This is a genomic window from Deltaproteobacteria bacterium, assembly GCA_016223005.1.
Lineage (GTDB): Bacteria > Desulfobacterota > GWC2-55-46 > UBA9637 > GWC2-42-11 > JACRPW01.
The window spans coordinates 1-18,436 of record JACRPW010000020.1 but is presented as its reverse complement, the minus strand read 5'-3'; the positions used below and the strand labels follow the sequence as shown (position 1 = coordinate 18,436).

The following is an 18,436-nucleotide window of genomic DNA, read 5'->3' as shown; positions in this document are numbered from 1 at the left end:
AATAGTTCATTTGCACCTTTTGATAATCAGCCATTTTGTAAGTTCAAAATCCTCTGCATATAATTCGGAATTACCTCACCCTCCATACTGTCCCCTTTGGAGTATCCTCAAGCAGAATGCCTTTTTCCTCTAGTCCCTTCCTTATCTCATCAGCCTTTTTAAAATCCCTGTTTTTTCTTGCCTCTGTTCTTTGGGTAATGAGTCTTTCTATCTCATCTTCTGGAATCTGACTGCGGGATTTCTTTTCTTGAAAATATTCCTGCGATGTCTTATTGAAAACACCTAAAACACTGCCAATATTTTCAAAAGATTTTCTGGCATCAGAAAGGATTTGTATGGATTTTGAAGAAACTTCCGTGTCCATAAGTTTGTTTAATATCCGTATCACCTCAAAAACACTTCCTATTGCAAGGGCGGTATTAAAGTCATCGTCCATCGCATTTTCAAAACTTGCAACTAGATTTGAAACCTTTTCGTATGTTTCTTTTTCCAGTTCATTTCCTTGCCCCTTGCCCGTGAAAAGCACGCTTTTCACCCCTTGCCCCCTGTAATCCTCCATCCTTTCCACCGTAGTATAAAACCTATCCAGTTCTGCGTCTGTATGTTTTAATGATTCCTGCGAATAATCTATCGGAGACCTGTAATGACTTGAAAGCAAAAACAGCCTTACAACCTCACCAGAGTAATTTTTTAAAACCTCATTTATTGTCAGTATATTTCCAAGGGACTTGCTCATCTTCTCTTTTTCAATATTTACAAAGCCGTTGTGAAGCCAATAGCGGACAAATGGCTTTCCTGATGCAGCCTCGCCCTGTGCAATCTCATTTTCATGGTGCGGGAATATCAAGTCTCTTCCTCCGCCGTTCACCCAAAAATTTCTGGCTCATTGCAGTGCATTCTATGTGCCAGCCGGGACGACCTTTTCCCCACGGACTATCCCATGAAGGTTCATGAGGCTTGCTTGCCTTCCATAATGCAAAATCAAGCGGGTCACTCTTCCTCTCATCCACTTCAACCCTTGCCCCTGCCTCAAGTTCCTCAATATTCTTTTTAGAGAGTTTGCCGTAGTCCTTAAATTTCCTCACAGAATAATAAACATCTCCATCAATCACATACGCAAAGCCTTTATCTATCAATGTTTGGATTACCTGAATGATTTCTTTTATGGTTTCTGTTGCCTTTGGACAATGGGTTGGGAGTTCAATGCCGAGCGCGCCCATATCTTCATCAAACGCCTTAATATATCTCTCCGCAATCTCCTTCCAGTCTACATCGTCTTTATTTGCCCTGTTTATGATTTTGTCATCAATGTCTGTATAATTTCTTGTATATTTTACTTTAAAGCCCTTATATTTCAGATGGCGGTATATTACATCAAATGCAACCTGACTCCTTGCATGCCCAATATGGCTTAAATCATAAACAGTAGGACCACAAACATACATTGTAACTTCATTGTGTTTAAGAGGCTTAAAGTCCTCTTTTTGATTTGTTAGGGAGTTGTAGATTTTTAATGGCATTTAAAATCCTTACAAAAATCTATTGATACGGCTTTATTATCATAGTATATATAAAATGTATACCTCCCAAAAATAGACATTGATTTTTGGGGAAACCTCCAGTCGTTACTAATTGCAGACAGATAGTATAGAAACCTCATATGGAAAACCTCGGCAAACTCCTCGTAATATCAGGTTTGATTTTAGCAGTTATTGGTTTAATCTTTATATTTGGGCAAAGGTTTATTTGGCTCGGCAGGCTGCCCGGTGATATAATAATCAAAAAAGATAACTTTACATTCTGCTTTCCTATTGCCACATCAATTATAATAAGTATAATCTTGAGTTTGATTTTCTACATATTTTCAAGGAGGTAGTATTATGAGGACCTCAAATATAATCCTAATCTTACTTGCCATAATCGGGGCATTTGCACTTGCTGTTGTTACTCAGATTTTTGAGCCTCAAGAAAAGGTCAATGCCTTGTGGTTTATAGTTGCTGCTGGCTGTTTTTTCATAGTCTCTTATCGGCTTTATGGCTCATTCCTCTGTGCAAAGGTTTTGAGCCTTGACGAAAAAAGACTTGTGCCTTCAAAGAGATTAAAAGACGGCAGGGATTATCATCCAACGCACAAGTGGGTTTTGTTCGGGCATCACTTTGCAGCAATAGCAGGCGCTGGACCGCTTATTGGTCCTGTGCTTGCGGCACAGTTTGGCTATCTTCCCGGGTTTTTATGGATTTTAATTGGCGCTGCAATCGGCGGCGCTGTGCATGATACGGTAATCCTTGCTGCGTCAGTCCGCAGAAACGGCAGGTCTCTTGCCCAGATTGCAAAGGATGAGGTTGGTCCTGTTGCAGGTATAACAGCAGCAATAGCAATACTTTTTATAATTATTGTTGCCCTTGCAGGGCTTGGGCTTGCTGTTGTAAATGCCCTGTTTCACAGTTCATGGGGAACATTCACGATTGCAGCAACAATACCGATTGCGCTATTTATGGGGTTTTACCTTTATAAAATAAGACTCGGTAAGGTGGCAGAGGTAAGTGCTGTTGGTGTAGTTCTGCTCCTTTTGGCAGTGTTTCTTGGCGGTTATATCCCCGGCTCGCTATTTGACCCTTATTTTAATCTGGAGAGAAACACCCTTGTTATCCTTATGGCGCTCTATGGCTTTGTTGCCTCTGTCCTTCCTGTATGGATGCTCCTTTGTCCAAGGGACTATTTGTCAACATATATGAAAATCGGGACAGTAATACTCCTTGCAGCAGGTGTCATGCTTATTGCCCCTGATATTCAGATGCCTAAGGTTACAAAATTTGTTGGCGGAGGAGGACCTGTAATCCCCGGCACACTATTTCCATTTATGTTTATAACCATTGCCTGCGGCGCCATATCAGGCTTTCACTCACTTGTTTCATCAGGCACAACCCCAAAGATGATTGAAAGTGAAGCCGAGATAAAAATGATAGGTTTCGGTGCAATGCTTGCTGAGGGGTTTGTTGCTGTCATTGCTGTAATAGCAGCAACAATACTTATACCAGGCGACTATTTTGCAATAAACACAAAACTCCCGTTTGATAAACTTGCAGAAATTGGTTTTCCTGTAAGCCGAATATCAGAATTGTCTCAGGCAGTCGGCACAGATGTGGCAGGAAGACCCGGCGGTGCAGTATCGCTTGCAGTCGGAATGGCGTCCATTTTTTCAAGTCTGCCCGGCATGGGTTCACTTATGCCGTATTGGTATAACTTTGCCCTTATGTTTGAGGCGCTATTTATCTTAACAACAGTTGATACAGGCACAAGGGTTGCAAGGTTTATACTTCAGGAACTTGGGAGTTATGTATATAAACCATTGGGGAAACACGACTGGATGACAGGGACAGTTATAACAAGTTTCCTTGTGGCAGGTGCATGGGGTTACCTTATATATTCAGGGAGCATCTCAACTATATGGCCAATGTTCGGTGTTGCAAACCAACTCCTTGCTGCAATAGCGTTCTGCGTTGGAACAACTGTTATAATAAAGATGAAAAAAGTAAGGTATGCATGGGTAACCTTTATACCAATGGTCTTTATGTTCACCACAACCCTTACCGCATCATACAAACTATTTTTTATGTTCATGGGAAAGTCTTTAGCCGCAAATACACCTCATGAGGCATTTACCTTTAAACTGGACGCTGTCCTTGTGGCAACCATGGCAGTCCTTGCTGTTATAGCCCTCATGGATTCTCTTTACAAGTGGTATGGCTATCTTTTTGGTAAAAGGGAGATTGTAACAAGTGAGGTAACGCAGTGGTGCGATGGATTGACAGAAACAGGGATACAGGCAGACAAGGCAGGTAATTGTCCGGGATGTTAAAATGAAAATCATGGGCATTGATTTAGGCAGTAAAACAATAGGCATTGCAGTAAGTGATGAACTGGAAATATCTGCCCATGGTGTAAAGGTCATACAAAGAATTGGAATAAATAGGGACATTGAGGAGATTGCAAAATTTGCAGAGGAAAATTCTGTAGAGGAGATTGTTGTCGGGCTTCCTGTGAATATGAACGGGACAATAGGACAGCAGGCAGAGAAGGTATTAAATTTTGTTAAAAGGTTGCGGGGTAAACTAAATATACCTGTTGCTACATGGGATGAAAGACTGTCAACGGTTGCTGTTACAAAGGTTCTTATTGAAGGCAGTGTCAAAAGAAAAAACAGGAAGAATGTTATTGATAAAGTAGCAGCAGTTTATATCCTGCAAGGTTATCTGGACAGCAGATAAAAAAATTTAAAAATTACACTATCCTTGCAGCCTATTTTTATAAAACGGAAATCTCTCGCAGAGTTCTTTAACCTTTCCTTTTATTGAAGACAGTTTTGCCTCATCATTCCTTCCCTTTATCGCCTCATCAATTAACCCTGCTATGATTTTCATTTCAGGCCCTTTCATGCCTTTTGTTGTTGCAGCAGGGGTTCCAATCCTTATCCCGCTTGTGATAAAGGGGCTTTTTGTTTCAAACGGTATTGTATTTTTATTTACTGTTATGCCTGCCTTTACAAGGGCATCCTCCGCCTCTTTTCCTGTAATATCTTCTGATATTCCGTAAAGGAAGGATGCAGTGCCTCTTTGAATGCAACTGCCTTTGCAGCGATTACATGCATGAGGGGTCCGCCCTGTATGCCGGGAAATATCTTTTTATCAAGTTCCTTTGCATAAAGAGCCTTGCACATTATCATCCCGCCCCTTGGTCCTCTTAAAGTTTTATGCGTTGTTGTTGTCACAAACTCTGCATAAGGAACAGGGCTTGGATGAAGCCCTGCAATAACAAGACCAGCAATATGCGCAATGTCAACCATTATAACTGCGCCGACCTCATCTGCAATCTCTCTGAAAATTTTAAAATCTATAATCCTTGGATATGCGCTTGCACCTACCACGAGCATCTTAGGTCTATGGGTTTTTGCCAAATCTCTTGCCTGCTCATAATCAATGCGGTGATTGTCCTGCCTGACGCCATAGAAAACAATATTATAGAGCTGTCCTGAAAAGTTTACAGGGCTTCCGTGTGTAAGGTGTCCGCCGTGAGAGAGGTTCATACCCATAACCGTATCCCCTGGTTTTAAGACGGACATATAAACCGCCATATTTGCCTGTGAGCCTGAATGCGGCTGGACATTCACATGCTCGCAAATAAAGAGTTTTTTTGCCCTTTCAATTGCAAGATTTTCTGCAACATCAACAAACTCGCATCCGCCGTAATATCTTTTGCCGGGGTAGCCTTCGGCATATTTATTTGTCATTACACTGCCGAGGGCTTCTAATACAGCATCGCTGACAATATTTTCAGAGGCAATGAGTTCAAGTTTATATTCCTCTCGTTCAGTTTCAAGCCTTATTGCCTCAAATATTTCAGGGTCAAAGGTTTTTAATGTTGACATTGTTACCTCTAAAGAAGTCAAATATCAAAATGCAAAAATCAAAATGACAGATTAAAATTTAAAAATAAAGTTCCTTAATTTTGATTTTTGATATTTAATTTTTAATTTATTTTTTAAATCCCTTTTCAATCTCTCTTATCTTATCAAGTCTTTTCTGATGTCTGCCGCCTTCAAATTTAGCCTCCAGCCATGCGCTTACCATCTCTCTTGCAAGCCCCTTGCCTGTAATCCTTCCGCCTATTACAAGGATGTTTGAGTCATTATGCTCCTTTGCCATCCTTGCAGAATATACATCGCTTACAAGCGCTGCCCTGACATTTGGAAATTTGTTTGCGACAATGGACATGCCAATGCCTGTTCCGCAGATAAGTATTGCCTTTTCAATCTCGCCATTTGAGACCTTTTGCGCAGCAGGGATGCCGTAGTCAGGATAATCCACTGATTCATTGCCGTTTGTCCCCATATCAACAACATCAAATCCCTTTTCTGTTAAAAAAGTTTTTAAATCATCTTTTAGTTCTATGCCGCCGTGGTCGCTGGCAATAGCAATCTTTTCCATTTAAGTTCCTCGTCCATATTCAAATCTCTTAAATATAAGGACTGCATTTGTGCCGCCAAAACCAAATGAATTTGACATTGCAACACTCACTTTTTTTTCTCTTGCAGTATTAGGCACATAATCAAGGTCGCACTCAGGGTCAGGGTTTTCATAATTTATCGTTGGCGGCAGTATCTTATGATAAATAGAAAGGGTTGTAAAAACTGCCTCTACACCACCTGCTGCACCGAGAAGATGCCCTGTCATTGATTTTGTGGAACTTACAGCGAGTTTTTTGGCATGGCTGTTAAAGACCTTTTTTATTGCCATTGTCTCGTAAAGGTCATTATAATAAGTAGATGTGCCGTGTGCATTGATATAATCCACATCTTCCGGATTTATAGCAGCAGATTTTAAAGCCAAAGATATACATTTTGCAGCACCTTCACCTTCAGGTGATGGTGTTGTCATGTGAAAGGCATCAGAATTTATTCCATAACCGATTATCTCAGCATATATCCTTGCACCCCTTTTCACTGCCTGTTCCATTTCTTCAAGGACAAGAACCCCTGCGCCCTCTGCAATTACAAAGCCGTCCCTGTTTTTATCAAATGGTCTAGATGCCTTTTCCGGCTCATTATTATTTGTTGACAGTGCCTTCATTGCATTAAAACCTGCAACAGATAATGGGGTTATTGTTGATTCAGTACCCCCTGCAATCATGGCATCAGCATCTCCGGTTTTGATGAGTTTATATGCATCACCTATAGAGTGTGTGCCTGTTGCACAGGCTGTAACAGCACAACTATTTGGTCCCTTTGCACCAAGTTTCATTGAAACCTGTCCTGATGCAAGATTTATAAGGACCATTGGGATAAAAAATGGTGTAACCCGTTCAGGTCCCTTTTCCATAAGGACATTATGCCAGTATTCAATGGCTGGCAGTCCGCCTATACCTGAACCGATATAAACCCCTACCCTGTCAGCATTTTCAGGTTTTATCTCTATGCCAGAGTCCTTAGCAGCCATTATACCTGCTGCTAATGCATACTGAATAAAGGTGTCCATCTTTTTAACCTCTTTTTTTTCTATGAACTCTTCCGGGTTAAAATCAGGCACCTCACCTGCAATCCTGACAGGAAAGTTTGGTATGTCAAATCGGGTAATATGTCTTATCCCTGATTTACCGCTTATTACCGAATCCCATGCCTTATCAACACCTATCCCAAGGGGACTGACTATACCCAGACCTGTAACAACTACCCGTCTTTCCAAGAAACCTCCAAAAAAGAGTTAAGGAGTTATAGAGTTGAGGAGTTAAGGAGTTTTTGCTTTTACTCCTAAACTGTATTTGTATTTACTCTATAACTCCTAAACTCTTTAACTTTTCTTACACCTTTGCCTTTTTGCTTATATAGTCAACAGCATCCTGAACAGTCTTTATCTTCTCAGCATCCTCATCAGGTATCTCTATATTAAACTCCTCTTCAAATGCCATGACCATCTCAACAGTATCAAGGGAATCTGCCCCAAGGTCATCAACAAAAGATGCCTTTGAGTTTACTTCTTCTTCGTTCACGCCTAACTGGTCAACGATAATCTTTTTTACCTTGCTTTCTACTGACATTTTAATACCTCCTGTTTTTTTGTTTTGACGGCTTATGCATATATCATTTTAGTAGTTATGTTGTCAAAGGGTAATGAAACAGGCTATAGGCGATAAAAGCAGGCGATAGGCTATAGGCTATGGGTTTTCCTATTGCCTATCACCTATTGCCCATTGCCTGTATTTATTACCTATTGCCTGTCTTTTTACATATACATCCCGCCGTTTACATTTATCACCTGTCCTGTTATATAAGCGCTTCCGCTTCCAACAAGAAACATCACAGCATCTGCCACATCTTCAGGTGTTCCAAGCCTTCCCATTGGTATCTGTTTTGCCAGTTCTTCTCTCACCTCTTCAGAAAGTGCCTGAGTCATTGCAGTTTCTATAAAGCCCGGTGCTATTGCATTGCATGTTATATTTCTTGTGGCAAACTCCCGTGCAACGGTTTTTGTAAAACCGATTACACCTGCCTTGCTTGCAGCATAGTTTGACTGCCCTGCATTCCCCATCTCACCAACAATTGAAGCGATATTCACTATCCGTCCATACCGTTCTTTTGACATATATTTGACCGCTGCCTTTGTGCAATTAAATACGCCTTTTAAGTTCACAGAGAGGACAGCATCAAAGTCCTCTTCTTTCATCCGCAGGAGGAGTCCGTCTCTGGTAATACCTGCATTATTGACAAGGATATGCACACCGCCTAGTTTATGGACGGTTTCCTCCAGCATTGCCTCTGTCTCTTTAAAATCTGCAACATTTGTCCTTACTGCAACGGCATTTCTTCCCAACTCTTTGATTTCATGAACAGTTTCGTTCAGTTTTTCAAGATTCAAATCAGATATGGCAAGATTTGCACCATTTGCCGCAAGTTTTAAGGCAACTACCTTTCCAATCCCCTGTGCAGCACCTGTAACAAGTGCAATTTTATTGTTGAGTTCCATAAGACCTCCTGAATAAGTTATAGAGTTATAGAGTTTAGGAGTTGTAGAGTAAATACAAATACAGTTTAGGAGTAAAAGCAAAAACTCCCTAACTCCCTAACTCCTAAACTCACCAACTGTCTTTACATCCTCTGCCTTTTCCACATTCATTGTCTCTATGTTACTGTCAATCCGTTTTACAAGTCCCGTTAAGACCTTGCTGGGACCTATTTCTATTATCTTTGTTATGCCTAAATCTTTCATTTTTATAATAGTATCAACCCATCTCACAGGGCTGTAGAGTTGGCTTACAAGCAGTTCCTTTACCCTGTCAGGAGATGTAATAGGTTCTGCCTCTACATTTGTTATTACAGGGGTATTTAAGGGTTTAATATCTACAGTGGCTAATTCTTCTTTAAGTCTCTTTGCAGCAGGGTTCATTAAAGGTGAATGAGATGGGACACTCACAGGCAGGGGAATAACCCTTTTTGCCCCCTTTTCTTTGGCTACGAGAGATGCCTTTTCAACAGACTCTTTATTGCCTGATATAACTGTCTGTTCAGGGCTGTTAAAATTTGCTGCAACTACAACATGAGTTAATGTGGACACCTCTTTGCATATATTTGACACAACACTGCCATTTAAACCTAAAACAGCAGCCATTGCCCCAACCCTTTCTGGAACGGCTTCCTGCATAAACCTTCCCCTTGCATTTACTACGCGGACAGCATCTTTAAAACTCATTGCTCCTGATACAACAAGCGCTGTATACTCGCCAAGACTGTGTCCTGCAAGATATAAAGGGATTATAGCAGGGTTTTCCTGATTAAGCACCTGCCACAATGCAACAGAGAGTGTAAGTATTGCCGGCTGGGTATTTTCTGTAAGGTTAAGCCTTGCATCATCCCCTTCAGTGCATAATTTTACCATGTCCTTATGAAGAACACTGCTTGCCTCTTCAAAGACACCCCTCGCAGCACTAAAACGAGCCAGAAGTTCTTGTCCCATCCCAACATATTGCGAACCCTGACCAGGAAAGACAAACGCAGTCTTTTCTGTCTTTAACCCCTGACCCCTGACTCCTGACCCCTGACTCATCTCACCACCTGACCAGTGTTGATGCCCATGTCAGTCCGCCGCCAAATGCAACCATAAGCAGCAAGTCGCCGCTTTTTAACCTTCCGCTGTGTGCAAGTTCATCCAAAGCAATGGGTATTGAACCAGCAGAGGTATTGCCGTATTTATCTACATTTATAAAAACCCTTTCCTGATTTACCCCTATCCTTTCAGCCGTTGCACTTATAATCCTTATATTTGCCTGATGCGGTATAAGAAATGCTATATCATCTGCTGTAACATGATTGCTTACAAGAGCTTCCTGACATGCCTCACCCATAGACTGAACAGCCAGTTTAAAGATCTTATTCCCTTCCATTTTAAGATATGGTGTTTCAGAACTGCATGAATTAGAATGCAACAAGTCTTTAAAAGGGGTTGAGCAGAGGTTGGATGGGGTATATAATAATTTCCAGTAATGCCCATTTGAATACAAATGACTTGAGAGTATGCCGTGACCGCCTTTTTCAGCAGACAGGATTACGGCACCAGCCCCATCGCCAAACAGGATGCAGGTATTGCGGTCGTTCCAGTCTATAATCTTTGAAAATATATCAACACCAACTACCAGAACCTTTTCTGCACCGCTGCTTTTTATATATCTATCCGCCGCATCAAGTGCATACAAAAAGCCTGAGCAGGCAGCGGATATATCAAAGGCAGGTATATTATTTTTAATCCCAAGGTGAGACTGCAGAAAACATGCAGTTGAAGGGAATATCATATCAGATGTGACTGTAGCGGCAATAATCAAGTCAATTTGAGAGGGGGCAATTGATGCGGATTTTAGCGCCTTTTTTGCTGCCTTAAGTGCAATATCTGCAGTGGATTCACCATTTACAATATGTCTTTCGTTTATCCCTGTCCTTGTAATAATCCAGTCATCATTGGTATCCACCATCTTTTCAAGGTCATGGTTTGACAATATCCTCTCAGGCACAAAGGAGCCTGTCCCTATGATTTTTGACCTTGTCATTTAGCTCTCTCTATTATTAGCCTCTAGTGTCTTTTTTACTGCCATGCCTTTTATGTCCTGATATTTTTCAAGTTCCTCTGTCAGATGCCTGTTCACCCTGCCCTTTGAATATTCATCAGCACGGAGTATTGCATTTTTTATTGCCTTGGCAGTAGATGCACCGTGGCTTATTATACATATACCATCTATACCTAGAAGCGGCGCACCTCCGTATTCTGAATAATCCAGTTTCTTTTTTAAGTTTTTTATTGCACCCTGCCCAAGCATATATCCAGCCTTAGCAAAAAAATTATTTTCTATTTCTTTTTTGAGGAGTGATGCAAGCGCCTCAACAAGCCCTTCTGTTAGTTTCAGGACAACATTCCCGACAAAACCATCACAGACCACTACATCCACATCTCCGTAAAATATGTCTCTGCCCTCTATATAGCCGATATAATTTAAGGAACTTATTTTTAAAATCTCATGCGTTGCGCGTGTTAATTCATTGCCCTTCCCCTCTTCCGCTCCATTTGAAAGAAGTCCTATTTTGGGATTGTCTTTCTTTAGCACATATTTTGCATAGACATTGCCCATCAAGGCAAATTGAACAAGATGAAGAGGCTTGCAGTCAACATTGCTGCCAACATCAAGCACACAAGCCATATCCTTTATTGTGGGTAGTGTAACAGCAATTGCAGCGCGGTCAACCCCTTTAAGATTCTTTACAGTAAACATGCCTGCAGCCATTGCTGCACCTGAATTACCTGCACTTATTACAGCACTTGCCTCACCGCTTTTTACAAGGTCAAAACACACCTTTATTGACGAATCCCTTTTTTTCCTTATTGCATGTCCGGGGGATTCATCCATGCCAACAACCTCTGAAGCGTGCTTTATTGAGATAGGCAAGCCTTCCCACTTGTGCTTGTTGAGTTCATCCTCAATCCTTGTTTTGTCACCCACAAGGATTGAAGGTATGCCCAATTCCTTTGCAGCCATTACAGCACCCTCCACCATAACTTTAGGTGCGTAATCTCCGCCCATTGCATCTACAGCAATTCTCACAGGATTTACGCCTCTTCTTTTTTGATTATTTCGCGTCCTTTGTATGTGCCGCAATTAGGACAGACATGGTGCGGCAGTTTATGTTCCCCGCATTGCGGACATATAGAGTCAGCAGGTCTTATGAGGGCATCGTGGCTTCTTCTCTTATTCCTTCTTGTTTTGGAATGTCTCTTTTTCGGATTTGGCATTTTATGTCTCCTTTATAAAAGCAATTTTTAATTTATCTTAAACTCTTTCAACTTCTTTAACCTTGCATCAATATGCCTTTCTTCAGTGCAGTTGCATTCCCCTTTATTGAAATCTGCTCCACATTTTGGGCAGAGCCCCATACAATCAGTCCTGCACAATGGTTGGACAGGCAGGTCAAGGATAATCTGCTCTGAAATTATCTCTAAAATATTTAATTCATCACCCGAATAATAATTTACATCTAATTCTTCTTTAGAGAGTTCCTGTTCACCATCTTTTTGTCTTTCTTTAGAATCTTTTAAAAACACACGGTTTAAAACCGAGTGTATGCGGCATTCAAACTCATCAAGACACCTAACGCATTTAAGTATCACATCAACATCTATAAAGCCGTCTATATATATTTCGCTTCCGAACCTTCTTATATGAATAGATGCATTAACAGGCGAAAGGCAGCGAATGATTCTGCTGTCATCTGATGCCGTGTCAAATTTTCTTAAATCTTCAACAATATCAAGGCATAAACCATCTGTATTTATATCCTCTGTCTTAACCTTCATCTGAATTTTCCACCCCTTTTTTTAATGGGTGATTACATGGGGCTTCACCCCTTTTTGCAAAATGGAGAATAAACCCCCTGCAGCCACCTGATTAAGTCTATCATAGGTTTGCCAGCATGTCAGACAGCAGAAAGGTATTTTCGGGGTAAAGAGAAGTTTAAAAAAGATTTCAAAGTATATAGAAGCCGACTAACTTTTGTCAAGGACTAAAAACATGTGAATTGCTTCACAAAAAATGGCTTCTCTATGGAATAATCCACAGTAACCAAAAATTCTATAAAGAAAAGGAGCTGCTATAAAAATTTCAACTAAGAACTCGACAATCCTTTCTTATTTACCGTGCGAATGCGATGCCCTCTTCCTCTCGTTATCAGACAAACCCTTTTTTCTTAATCGGATAGATTTTGGCGTAATCTCAACCAGTTCATCCTCTGCTATAAATTCAAGCGCCTGTTCAAGCGATAAGTGTATTGCAGGCGGGAGTATAATACTGTCATCGCTTCCTGATGCACGCATGTTTGTGAGTTTTTTAGACTTCATCGGGTTTACAACAATATCATTGTCCTTTGCATGAATGCCTGTAATCATGCCTTCATAGACCCTTGTCCCTGGTTCAATAAAGAACCTGCCCCTGTCAAGCAGGTTATAGAGCGCATATCCTGTTGCCTCTCCTTGTTCCATAGAAATCAATACCCCGTTTGCCCTTGACGGGATTTCGCCCTTAAATGGTCCATAACTGTCAAAATTATGGTGCATTATGCATGTTCCCTTTGTCTCTGTCATGAGTTCTGTCTGGAGTCCTATCAGGCCCCTTGCAGGGACTTTGTATTCCATCCGGACCCTTCCGTCAGCGCCTGTATTCATGTTCAGCATCTCGCCTTTCCTTACGCCTAGTTTTTCTATGACAACGCCCTGATATGCAGAATCAACATCCACTGTAAGATGCTCATAAGGTTCAAGGGTCTGACCGTCAACCTTTTTTAGTATGACCTGCGGCTTTGATACAGCAAATTCATAGCCTTCCCTGCGCATTGTCTCCATGAGGATAGAAAGGTGGAGTTCACCCCTTCCTGACACCTTGAATACATCGCCGTTTTCAGTCTCCTCAACCCTTAATGCAATGTTTGTACGGAGTTCCCTGATAAGCCTTGTCCTTAAGTGTCTTGAAGTAACAAATTTGCCTTCCCTTCCTGCAAAAGGCGAGTTATTTACAACAAATTCAACATTAAGAGTTGGCTCATCAATATCAATGGACGGAAGGGCAATTTGGTTTTCTGCATCGCCTATGGTTTCGCCTATCTCTATATCTTCAAGACCTGCAACAGCCACAATTTCGCCAGCAGATGCGTTTTCCATATCAAACCGTTTCAGTCCATGAAAACCAAGGATATTTGTAATCCTCCCCTTTTCTGCTGTGCCATCCCGCTTAATCCTTGCAACAGGAGTTCCTACCTTCATCCTGCCGTTTGATATTTTTCCTATCGCTATCCTGCCTATGTAGTTGTCATACTCAAGGTTTGTTACGAGCATCTGCAAGGGTTCATCAGGATTTCCGCCAGGCGGAGACACATAGGCGATAATGGTTTCAAAAAGCGGTATCAGGTTTTCCTTAGGGTCAGAGAGGTCTTTAACAGCATAGCCGTTTCTTGCCGAGGCATAGATAATCGGGAAGTCCAACTGTTCATCAGTTGCGCCCAACTGACAAAACAGGTCAAAGGTCAGGTCAACAACAACATCAGGTCTTGCCCCATCTCTATCAATCTTGTTTACAACAACAATGGGTTTGAGTCCAAGTTTAAGCGCCTTTGACACAACAAACTTTGTCTGCGGCATCGGTCCGTCAACTGCGTCCACAAGAACAAGGGTGCCGTCAACCATCTTTAAAATCCTCTCAACCTCGCCGCCGAAATCCGCATGACCGGGCGTGTCAACAATATTTATGTGGTACCCATTATAATTTACAGCAGTGTTTTTGGCAAGTATGGTTATGCCCCTTTCCCGTTCAAGTGCATTTGAATCCATTACGCACTCTTCAACCTGTTGGTTTTCACGGAATGTCCCGCTCTGCTTCAAGAGACCGTCAACAAGTGTTGTCTTGCCATGGTCAACATGGGCGATTATTGCTATGTTTCTGATATTGGTGTTTGACATATTTAATGCTCCCCCTTTAACCCGAAAAATGCAGTTGAAATCGTCATGAGACGCAGAGCCCTACAGGCAAGGCGCAGAAAAGATTTTGGCAGAAGGAATATTGGAATATTTCGATGTCAAAATCTCTTTCTGCAACACAGCCTGTAGGGCTGATTTCAAGTCGTAATAGATATTCAAATGCATTTTTCGGGTTAAATACAAATTCTAAATCTTATAGCAGAGGGCGGAGGGCAAAGAGTTTCTTACTCTACGCCCTCTGCGCCATGCTCTATGCCCTGCAAATTGTTTAGGATTTAAGTAGAGAAACGACTCTAATAGGTCTGAATAGAGATATTATTTTAAAAACTCTAACTTATAAAACCCTTCTGCCAATATACACCAAAGCAAGTCCGCCGAGCATTGAAATAAGCCCCATAACACGGAGCCCTTTATCAGGTATCTCCTGCATAGAAAGCGCCCATTCCTTTACCCTTGATGGAAAGGCAAAGTATGGCAGCCCTTCTATCACAAGCATAAGACCCAGAACGCTGAATATAAAAGACATAATCTTCTTATATCACAAATTTTGTAGAATGACCAACAGTTTATTTGGTTGCCTTCTGAATATGATACTGTTGGGCTATGGAGAGGACATTATTTACAAGCCAGTAGAGGACTAACCCTGATGGGAATGACAGGAACATAAATGTAAATACGACCGGCATAATAAGCATGATTTTTGCCTGCTGGGGGTCCATGGTTGAAGGTGTCATCTTCTGCTGCCAGAGCATTGTTGCACCCATAAGTATCGGTGTTACATAATACGGGTCTTTTGCAGAAAGGTCATGAATCCAGAACATAAAAGGCATATGCCTCATCTCTATAGAGGCGGAAAGGACATTATAAAGGGCAATAAACACAGGTATCTGTAATACTATTGGAAGACATCCGCCAAGAGGATTTACCTTGTTCCTCTTATACAACTCCATGAGTTCCCTATTCATCTTTTCCTTGTCATTCTTATATTTTTCACGGACAGCAGCCATCTGCGGCTGTAATTTCTGCATCTCCTTCATGGAATTCAGACTCTGTTTAGTCAAGGGGTGAAAAAGGATTTTTATTACAATCGTCAAGATGATTATAGCAAGTCCATAGTTGTGAAAAAAAGAATACAGAAAATTAAGGGCAATAAGTAAAGGCCATGCCATGAATGCAAACCAGCCAAAATCAATCGCCTCCTGTAGATTAATCTTTAAACCCTTTAGGATGTCATATTCCTTTGGTCCTATGTAGATGGTGTATTTTTTTACACTTGAATTATTTGATGCCAAGTTTAAAGGTGTATCCAGTCTGGAACGGACTATGTTTTTATGCTTTATGCTGGATGTCCATACAAAGTTTTCTTTATCTTCAGGAATAAGGGCGGATATAAAGTACTTATCCTCCATTGCAATCCAGCCTATGCTGCCTTTTGCAATCTCTTCATTGTCTTTTATAGTCTTCCTGTCAATACTGCCTGCCAGATAACCGATTGGTCCGTGATGGTAAGATGACTCTTCTTCCTTTACAGCGGCTGATGAAGCAAATAGGTCTATTGAGAGAGGCGATGTTATGTCATGCCCTGATTTATTGGATATGCTGACCTCCATTTTTATATTGTATGTATCAGCAGAAAAAATATATTTCTTGTCTATCCTTATGCCTTCAGGTGATTCCCATGAAAGTATAACATTCGCAGTCTTGCCGGGGGCGGCGAGCATTATGTCTTTTGCAGGCATGGTAAACTGAACAGGCCCTTTATCTCCCAACCCTGTCTGTAGGGAGTATAACGGGACAGGCAGAGGCTTTACTACATCAACATTCTTTGATGTTTTGTCAATAGATTCCCTGTATTTTTTTAATTCAAACCCCTTTAATCCGCCGCCGATGTTGGTGAAAGTTGCCTTATAAAGAGGGGTTTCAACAGTAAATAACCTTTCTTCAGAAGATTGCACACTAATTGGCATTGCATCTGTTTGCTGTAAGACGGGAGTTTTGGCTTCTGTAGTTTTTTCTTTAGTCTCCTGAACCTGTGCCTTTTCTAAACCCTTTTCCTGAGATGTTGGTACAGGCGGACTAATCCATCTGACTACTGCCTGCTGATACAGGAATAGAATAACTATTGAAAGTATTGCTGCTAATAATATCCTTTTTTCCATCTTGTTTTATACAAAGCGTCAGAACTTTGCATACCTGCGTTGCTCCTCGGTTCATCGTTGCGGCGTATGCTAAAAATACGCCTCACTCTTCACCTTCGTCGCTCCTTGGTCTCTCTTTGTTCTGACGCTTTGTATGTGGCTTTATTTTATGTTGTTATGTATGATCAGCTTTGTTTTAAGTCAGGGGGTCATATCCGCCGGGATGAAAAGGATGGCACTTTAAAATCCTTTTTATGGCAAGACCTGCACCTTTAAATGTCCCATATTTTTCAACAGCCCCTTCCGCATAATGAGAGCATGTTGGATAAAACCGGCATGAAGGCGGCTTTAAAGGAGAGATGTATTTCTGATAAAGGACTATTATATGTTTTAAAATACCTTTAACCATGTTTTATCTTCAGCAACAGCGGAGTAAGTTCCCCCATTACATCTCTATAACCTTCAGGAGAACATCCCTGTTTGACAGATATGGATATGTCAGATGAGGACGGAAAAAGTTCTTTGTTGAGTCTGAAAAATTCCCGCAGCAGCCTCTTTATCCTATTCCTCTTTACTGCAGTGCCGACCTTCCTGCTTACGGAAAGTCCCAGCCTCCTTACGCCCTTATCATTCGGTTTTATGAATATGGTAAAATTTTTTGCCCAGATTCTTTTACCATTAGATGCCGCACCTATAAAGTCCTGTTTTTTTAACAGCCTTTCTTGCTTGGTAAAGGAGCAGGGTTTCATAACACCCCTATTATTTTGCAACGCTAACTGATGGGGTAAGCCTCTTTCTCCCCTTTGCCCTTCTTCTTTTGATTACGAGCCTTCCACCTTTTGTTGCCATCTTTGTTAAAAAGCCGTGTGTCCTTTTTCTCTTTAAGTTACTTGGCTGATATGTCCTTTTCATGCAAAACTCTCCTTTTAAAAAAAATCAAAGAATAATGTAAAACATAATATTTAACCATGTGTCAAGTGTATTTTGATTTTATTTTGATTTTGATTTTGATTTTGGGTAATTTGATTTTGCCTATTTTATAGGCATAGGGTTTACTGTATGCACAATTTTTACCCTATCCGCCTTATTATTACCTAAATTGAGCGAATGCCATTTAATCGCTCAATTTAGGTAATATATGATTTTATTTCTCAATTTACTGTATTTAAGGTATGTTACAAATTTGTATACTTATGGCACAAAGATTGCTTTGTTTTATAAGATTTAGAGATATATCAGAATATTTTCTTTACAATTTATAGGTGGTGTGCTAACTCTGAAGCCGAAAATACAGGGTATAACGGAGGGCAGCATGAAAAAGATTGAGGCAATAATAAAACCCTTTAAACTTGATGAAGTAAAAGAGGCTTTGAACGAAATCGGCATACAGGGCATAACTGTTTCAGAGGTAAAGGGATTTGGAAGGCAGAAGGGGCATACAGAACTATACAGAGGGGCAGAATATGTTGTGGATTTTTTGCCTAAAATAAAATTAGAGGTTGTGGTTAAAGAGGAACTTGTCCATAAGGTTGTGGAGGCAATTACAAATACTGCAAGGACGGGAAGAATCGGGGATGGCAAGATATTTATAATACCTATTGATGAGGCAGTGAGAATCAGAACAGGGGAAAAAGGGGAAGAGGCGATTTAAAAATACAGGTGTGAGGCTATAGGCTATGGGCAATAGGGAAAACAATGAATACGATATTCCCATAGCCTATTGCCTATAGCCCATTGCCTGCTTT

19 protein-coding genes and 2 pseudogenes are annotated in these 18,436 nt (G+C 40.9%); 4 read left to right on the top strand and 17 right to left on the bottom strand.

Annotated features, from left to right (window positions below):
* Positions 1-70: 70 nt before the first annotated feature.
* Positions 71-1,520, bottom strand: a pseudogene (locus HZC45_02545) (cysteine--tRNA ligase).
* Between the two features lie 140 nt (positions 1,521-1,660).
* Here HZC45_02545 and HZC45_02540 point away from each other — a divergent pair.
* The 3 genes from HZC45_02540 to ruvX are packed head-to-tail and all read left to right on the top strand — an operon-like array spanning position 1,661 to position 4,269.
* Positions 1,661-1,876 (top strand): DUF2905 domain-containing protein, encoded by a 216-nt coding sequence (locus HZC45_02540; protein MBI5682040.1) that lies wholly within the window; start codon positions 1,661-1,663, stop codon positions 1,874-1,876.
* A 4-nt stretch (positions 1,877-1,880) separates the two neighbouring features.
* Positions 1,881-3,860, top strand: coding sequence for a carbon starvation protein A (locus tag HZC45_02535; protein ID MBI5682039.1), 1,980 nt, complete (start codon positions 1,881-1,883; stop codon positions 3,858-3,860).
* Position 3,861: 1 nt separating this feature from the next.
* A complete protein-coding gene (gene ruvX / locus HZC45_02530) occupies positions 3,862-4,269 on the top strand; it encodes a Holliday junction resolvase RuvX (GenBank protein ID MBI5682038.1) in 408 nt (135 codons plus the stop codon).
* Between the two features lie 18 nt (positions 4,270-4,287).
* Here ruvX and HZC45_02525 read toward each other — a convergent pair.
* From HZC45_02525 to rpmH, 16 genes and pseudogenes are all read right to left on the bottom strand, one after another.
* A pseudogene (locus HZC45_02525) lies at positions 4,288-5,426 on the bottom strand (serine hydroxymethyltransferase).
* Positions 5,427-5,532: 106 nt separating this feature from the next.
* On the bottom strand, positions 5,533-5,985 hold the full coding sequence (gene rpiB, locus HZC45_02520) for a ribose 5-phosphate isomerase B (protein MBI5682037.1): 453 nt from the start codon (positions 5,983-5,985) through the stop codon (positions 5,533-5,535).
* A complete protein-coding gene (gene fabF / locus HZC45_02515; protein ID MBI5682036.1) occupies positions 5,986-7,239 on the bottom strand; it encodes a beta-ketoacyl-ACP synthase II in 1,254 nt (417 codons plus the stop codon).
* Between the two features lie 115 nt (positions 7,240-7,354).
* Positions 7,355-7,591: an acyl carrier protein gene (gene acpP / locus HZC45_02510; GenBank protein MBI5682035.1), complete on the bottom strand. Its 237-nt coding sequence runs from the start codon at positions 7,589-7,591 to the stop codon at positions 7,355-7,357.
* Between the two features lie 185 nt (positions 7,592-7,776).
* Positions 7,777-8,517, bottom strand: a complete 741-nt coding sequence (fabG, locus tag HZC45_02505) for a 3-oxoacyl-[acyl-carrier-protein] reductase (GenBank protein MBI5682034.1) — start codon at positions 8,515-8,517, stop codon at positions 7,777-7,779.
* A 96-nt stretch (positions 8,518-8,613) separates the two neighbouring features.
* Entirely contained in the window at positions 8,614-9,594 is a 981-nt protein-coding gene (gene fabD, locus HZC45_02500) for an ACP S-malonyltransferase (GenBank protein MBI5682033.1), read from the bottom strand.
* A 1-nt stretch (position 9,595) separates the two neighbouring features.
* A complete protein-coding gene (locus HZC45_02495; protein MBI5682032.1) occupies positions 9,596-10,588 on the bottom strand; it encodes a ketoacyl-ACP synthase III in 993 nt (330 codons plus the stop codon).
* On the bottom strand, positions 10,589-11,635 hold the full coding sequence (plsX, locus tag HZC45_02490) for a phosphate acyltransferase PlsX (GenBank protein ID MBI5682031.1): 1,047 nt from the start codon (positions 11,633-11,635) through the stop codon (positions 10,589-10,591).
* A 5-nt stretch (positions 11,636-11,640) separates the two neighbouring features.
* A complete protein-coding gene (gene rpmF / locus HZC45_02485; protein MBI5682030.1) occupies positions 11,641-11,823 on the bottom strand; it encodes a 50S ribosomal protein L32 in 183 nt (60 codons plus the stop codon).
* A gap of 27 nt (positions 11,824-11,850) precedes the next feature.
* The gene (locus tag HZC45_02480) at positions 11,851-12,384 is read right to left on the bottom strand and encodes a DUF177 domain-containing protein (GenBank protein MBI5682029.1); all 534 of its coding nucleotides are present in this window, start codon (positions 12,382-12,384) and stop codon (positions 11,851-11,853) included.
* Positions 12,385-12,714: 330 nt separating this feature from the next.
* Complete coding sequence (gene typA / locus HZC45_02475; GenBank protein MBI5682028.1) at positions 12,715-14,535, bottom strand: translational GTPase TypA; 1,821 nt, start codon at positions 14,533-14,535, stop codon at positions 12,715-12,717.
* Positions 14,536-14,887: 352 nt separating this feature from the next.
* Positions 14,888-15,079 (bottom strand): DUF2065 domain-containing protein, encoded by a 192-nt coding sequence (locus HZC45_02470; GenBank protein ID MBI5682027.1) that lies wholly within the window; start codon positions 15,077-15,079, stop codon positions 14,888-14,890.
* A gap of 40 nt (positions 15,080-15,119) precedes the next feature.
* On the bottom strand, positions 15,120-16,712 hold the full coding sequence (gene yidC, locus HZC45_02465; protein ID MBI5682026.1) for a membrane protein insertase YidC: 1,593 nt from the start codon (positions 16,710-16,712) through the stop codon (positions 15,120-15,122).
* A gap of 175 nt (positions 16,713-16,887) precedes the next feature.
* Positions 16,888-17,100 (bottom strand): membrane protein insertion efficiency factor YidD, encoded by a 213-nt coding sequence (yidD, locus tag HZC45_02460; GenBank protein ID MBI5682025.1) that lies wholly within the window; start codon positions 17,098-17,100, stop codon positions 16,888-16,890.
* The gene (gene rnpA, locus HZC45_02455) at positions 17,093-17,440 is read right to left on the bottom strand and encodes a ribonuclease P protein component (protein ID MBI5682024.1); all 348 of its coding nucleotides are present in this window, start codon (positions 17,438-17,440) and stop codon (positions 17,093-17,095) included. Before rnpA ends, yidD begins: the two co-directional genes overlap by 8 nt.
* A 10-nt stretch (positions 17,441-17,450) precedes the next feature.
* Positions 17,451-17,603, bottom strand: a complete 153-nt coding sequence (rpmH, locus tag HZC45_02450) for a 50S ribosomal protein L34 (protein ID MBI5682023.1) — start codon at positions 17,601-17,603, stop codon at positions 17,451-17,453.
* A gap of 400 nt (positions 17,604-18,003) precedes the next feature.
* Between rpmH and HZC45_02445 the strand changes: the two genes are divergently transcribed.
* Positions 18,004-18,342, top strand: a complete 339-nt coding sequence (locus HZC45_02445; GenBank protein ID MBI5682022.1) for a P-II family nitrogen regulator — start codon at positions 18,004-18,006, stop codon at positions 18,340-18,342.
* Positions 18,343-18,436: the final 94 nt, after the last annotated feature.

Bases quoted from the DNA above. Each gene is read 5' to 3' on its own strand.
- HZC45_02540 (MBI5682040.1), top strand. From the start codon at position 1,661: ATGGAAAACCTCGGCAAACTCCTCGTAATATCAGGTTTGATTTTAGCA.
- HZC45_02535 (MBI5682039.1), top strand. From the start codon at position 1,881: ATGAGGACCTCAAATATAATCCTAATCTTACTTGCCATAATCGGGGCA.
- ruvX (MBI5682038.1), top strand. From the start codon at position 3,862: ATGAAAATCATGGGCATTGATTTAGGCAGTAAAACAATAGGCATTGCA.
- rpiB (MBI5682037.1), bottom strand. From the start codon at position 5,985: ATGGAAAAGATTGCTATTGCCAGCGACCACGGCGGCATAGAACTAAAA.
- acpP (MBI5682035.1), bottom strand. From the start codon at position 7,591: ATGTCAGTAGAAAGCAAGGTAAAAAAGATTATCGTTGACCAGTTAGGC.
- fabG (MBI5682034.1), bottom strand. From the start codon at position 8,517: ATGGAACTCAACAATAAAATTGCACTTGTTACAGGTGCTGCACAGGGG.
- fabD (MBI5682033.1), bottom strand. From the start codon at position 9,594: ATGAGTCAGGGGTCAGGAGTCAGGGGTCAGGGGTTAAAGACAGAAAAG.
- HZC45_02495 (MBI5682032.1), bottom strand. From the start codon at position 10,588: ATGACAAGGTCAAAAATCATAGGGACAGGCTCCTTTGTGCCTGAGAGG.
- rpmF (MBI5682030.1), bottom strand. From the start codon at position 11,823: ATGCCAAATCCGAAAAAGAGACATTCCAAAACAAGAAGGAATAAGAGA.
- HZC45_02480 (MBI5682029.1), bottom strand. From the start codon at position 12,384: ATGAAGGTTAAGACAGAGGATATAAATACAGATGGTTTATGCCTTGAT.
- typA (MBI5682028.1), bottom strand. From the start codon at position 14,535: ATGTCAAACACCAATATCAGAAACATAGCAATAATCGCCCATGTTGAC.
- HZC45_02470 (MBI5682027.1), bottom strand. From the start codon at position 15,079: ATGTCTTTTATATTCAGCGTTCTGGGTCTTATGCTTGTGATAGAAGGG.
- yidC (MBI5682026.1), bottom strand. From the start codon at position 16,712: ATGGAAAAAAGGATATTATTAGCAGCAATACTTTCAATAGTTATTCTA.
- yidD (MBI5682025.1), bottom strand. From the start codon at position 17,100: ATGGTTAAAGGTATTTTAAAACATATAATAGTCCTTTATCAGAAATAC.
- rnpA (MBI5682024.1), bottom strand. From the start codon at position 17,440: ATGAAACCCTGCTCCTTTACCAAGCAAGAAAGGCTGTTAAAAAAACAG.
- rpmH (MBI5682023.1), bottom strand. From the start codon at position 17,603: ATGAAAAGGACATATCAGCCAAGTAACTTAAAGAGAAAAAGGACACAC.
- HZC45_02445 (MBI5682022.1), top strand. From the start codon at position 18,004: ATGAAAAAGATTGAGGCAATAATAAAACCCTTTAAACTTGATGAAGTA.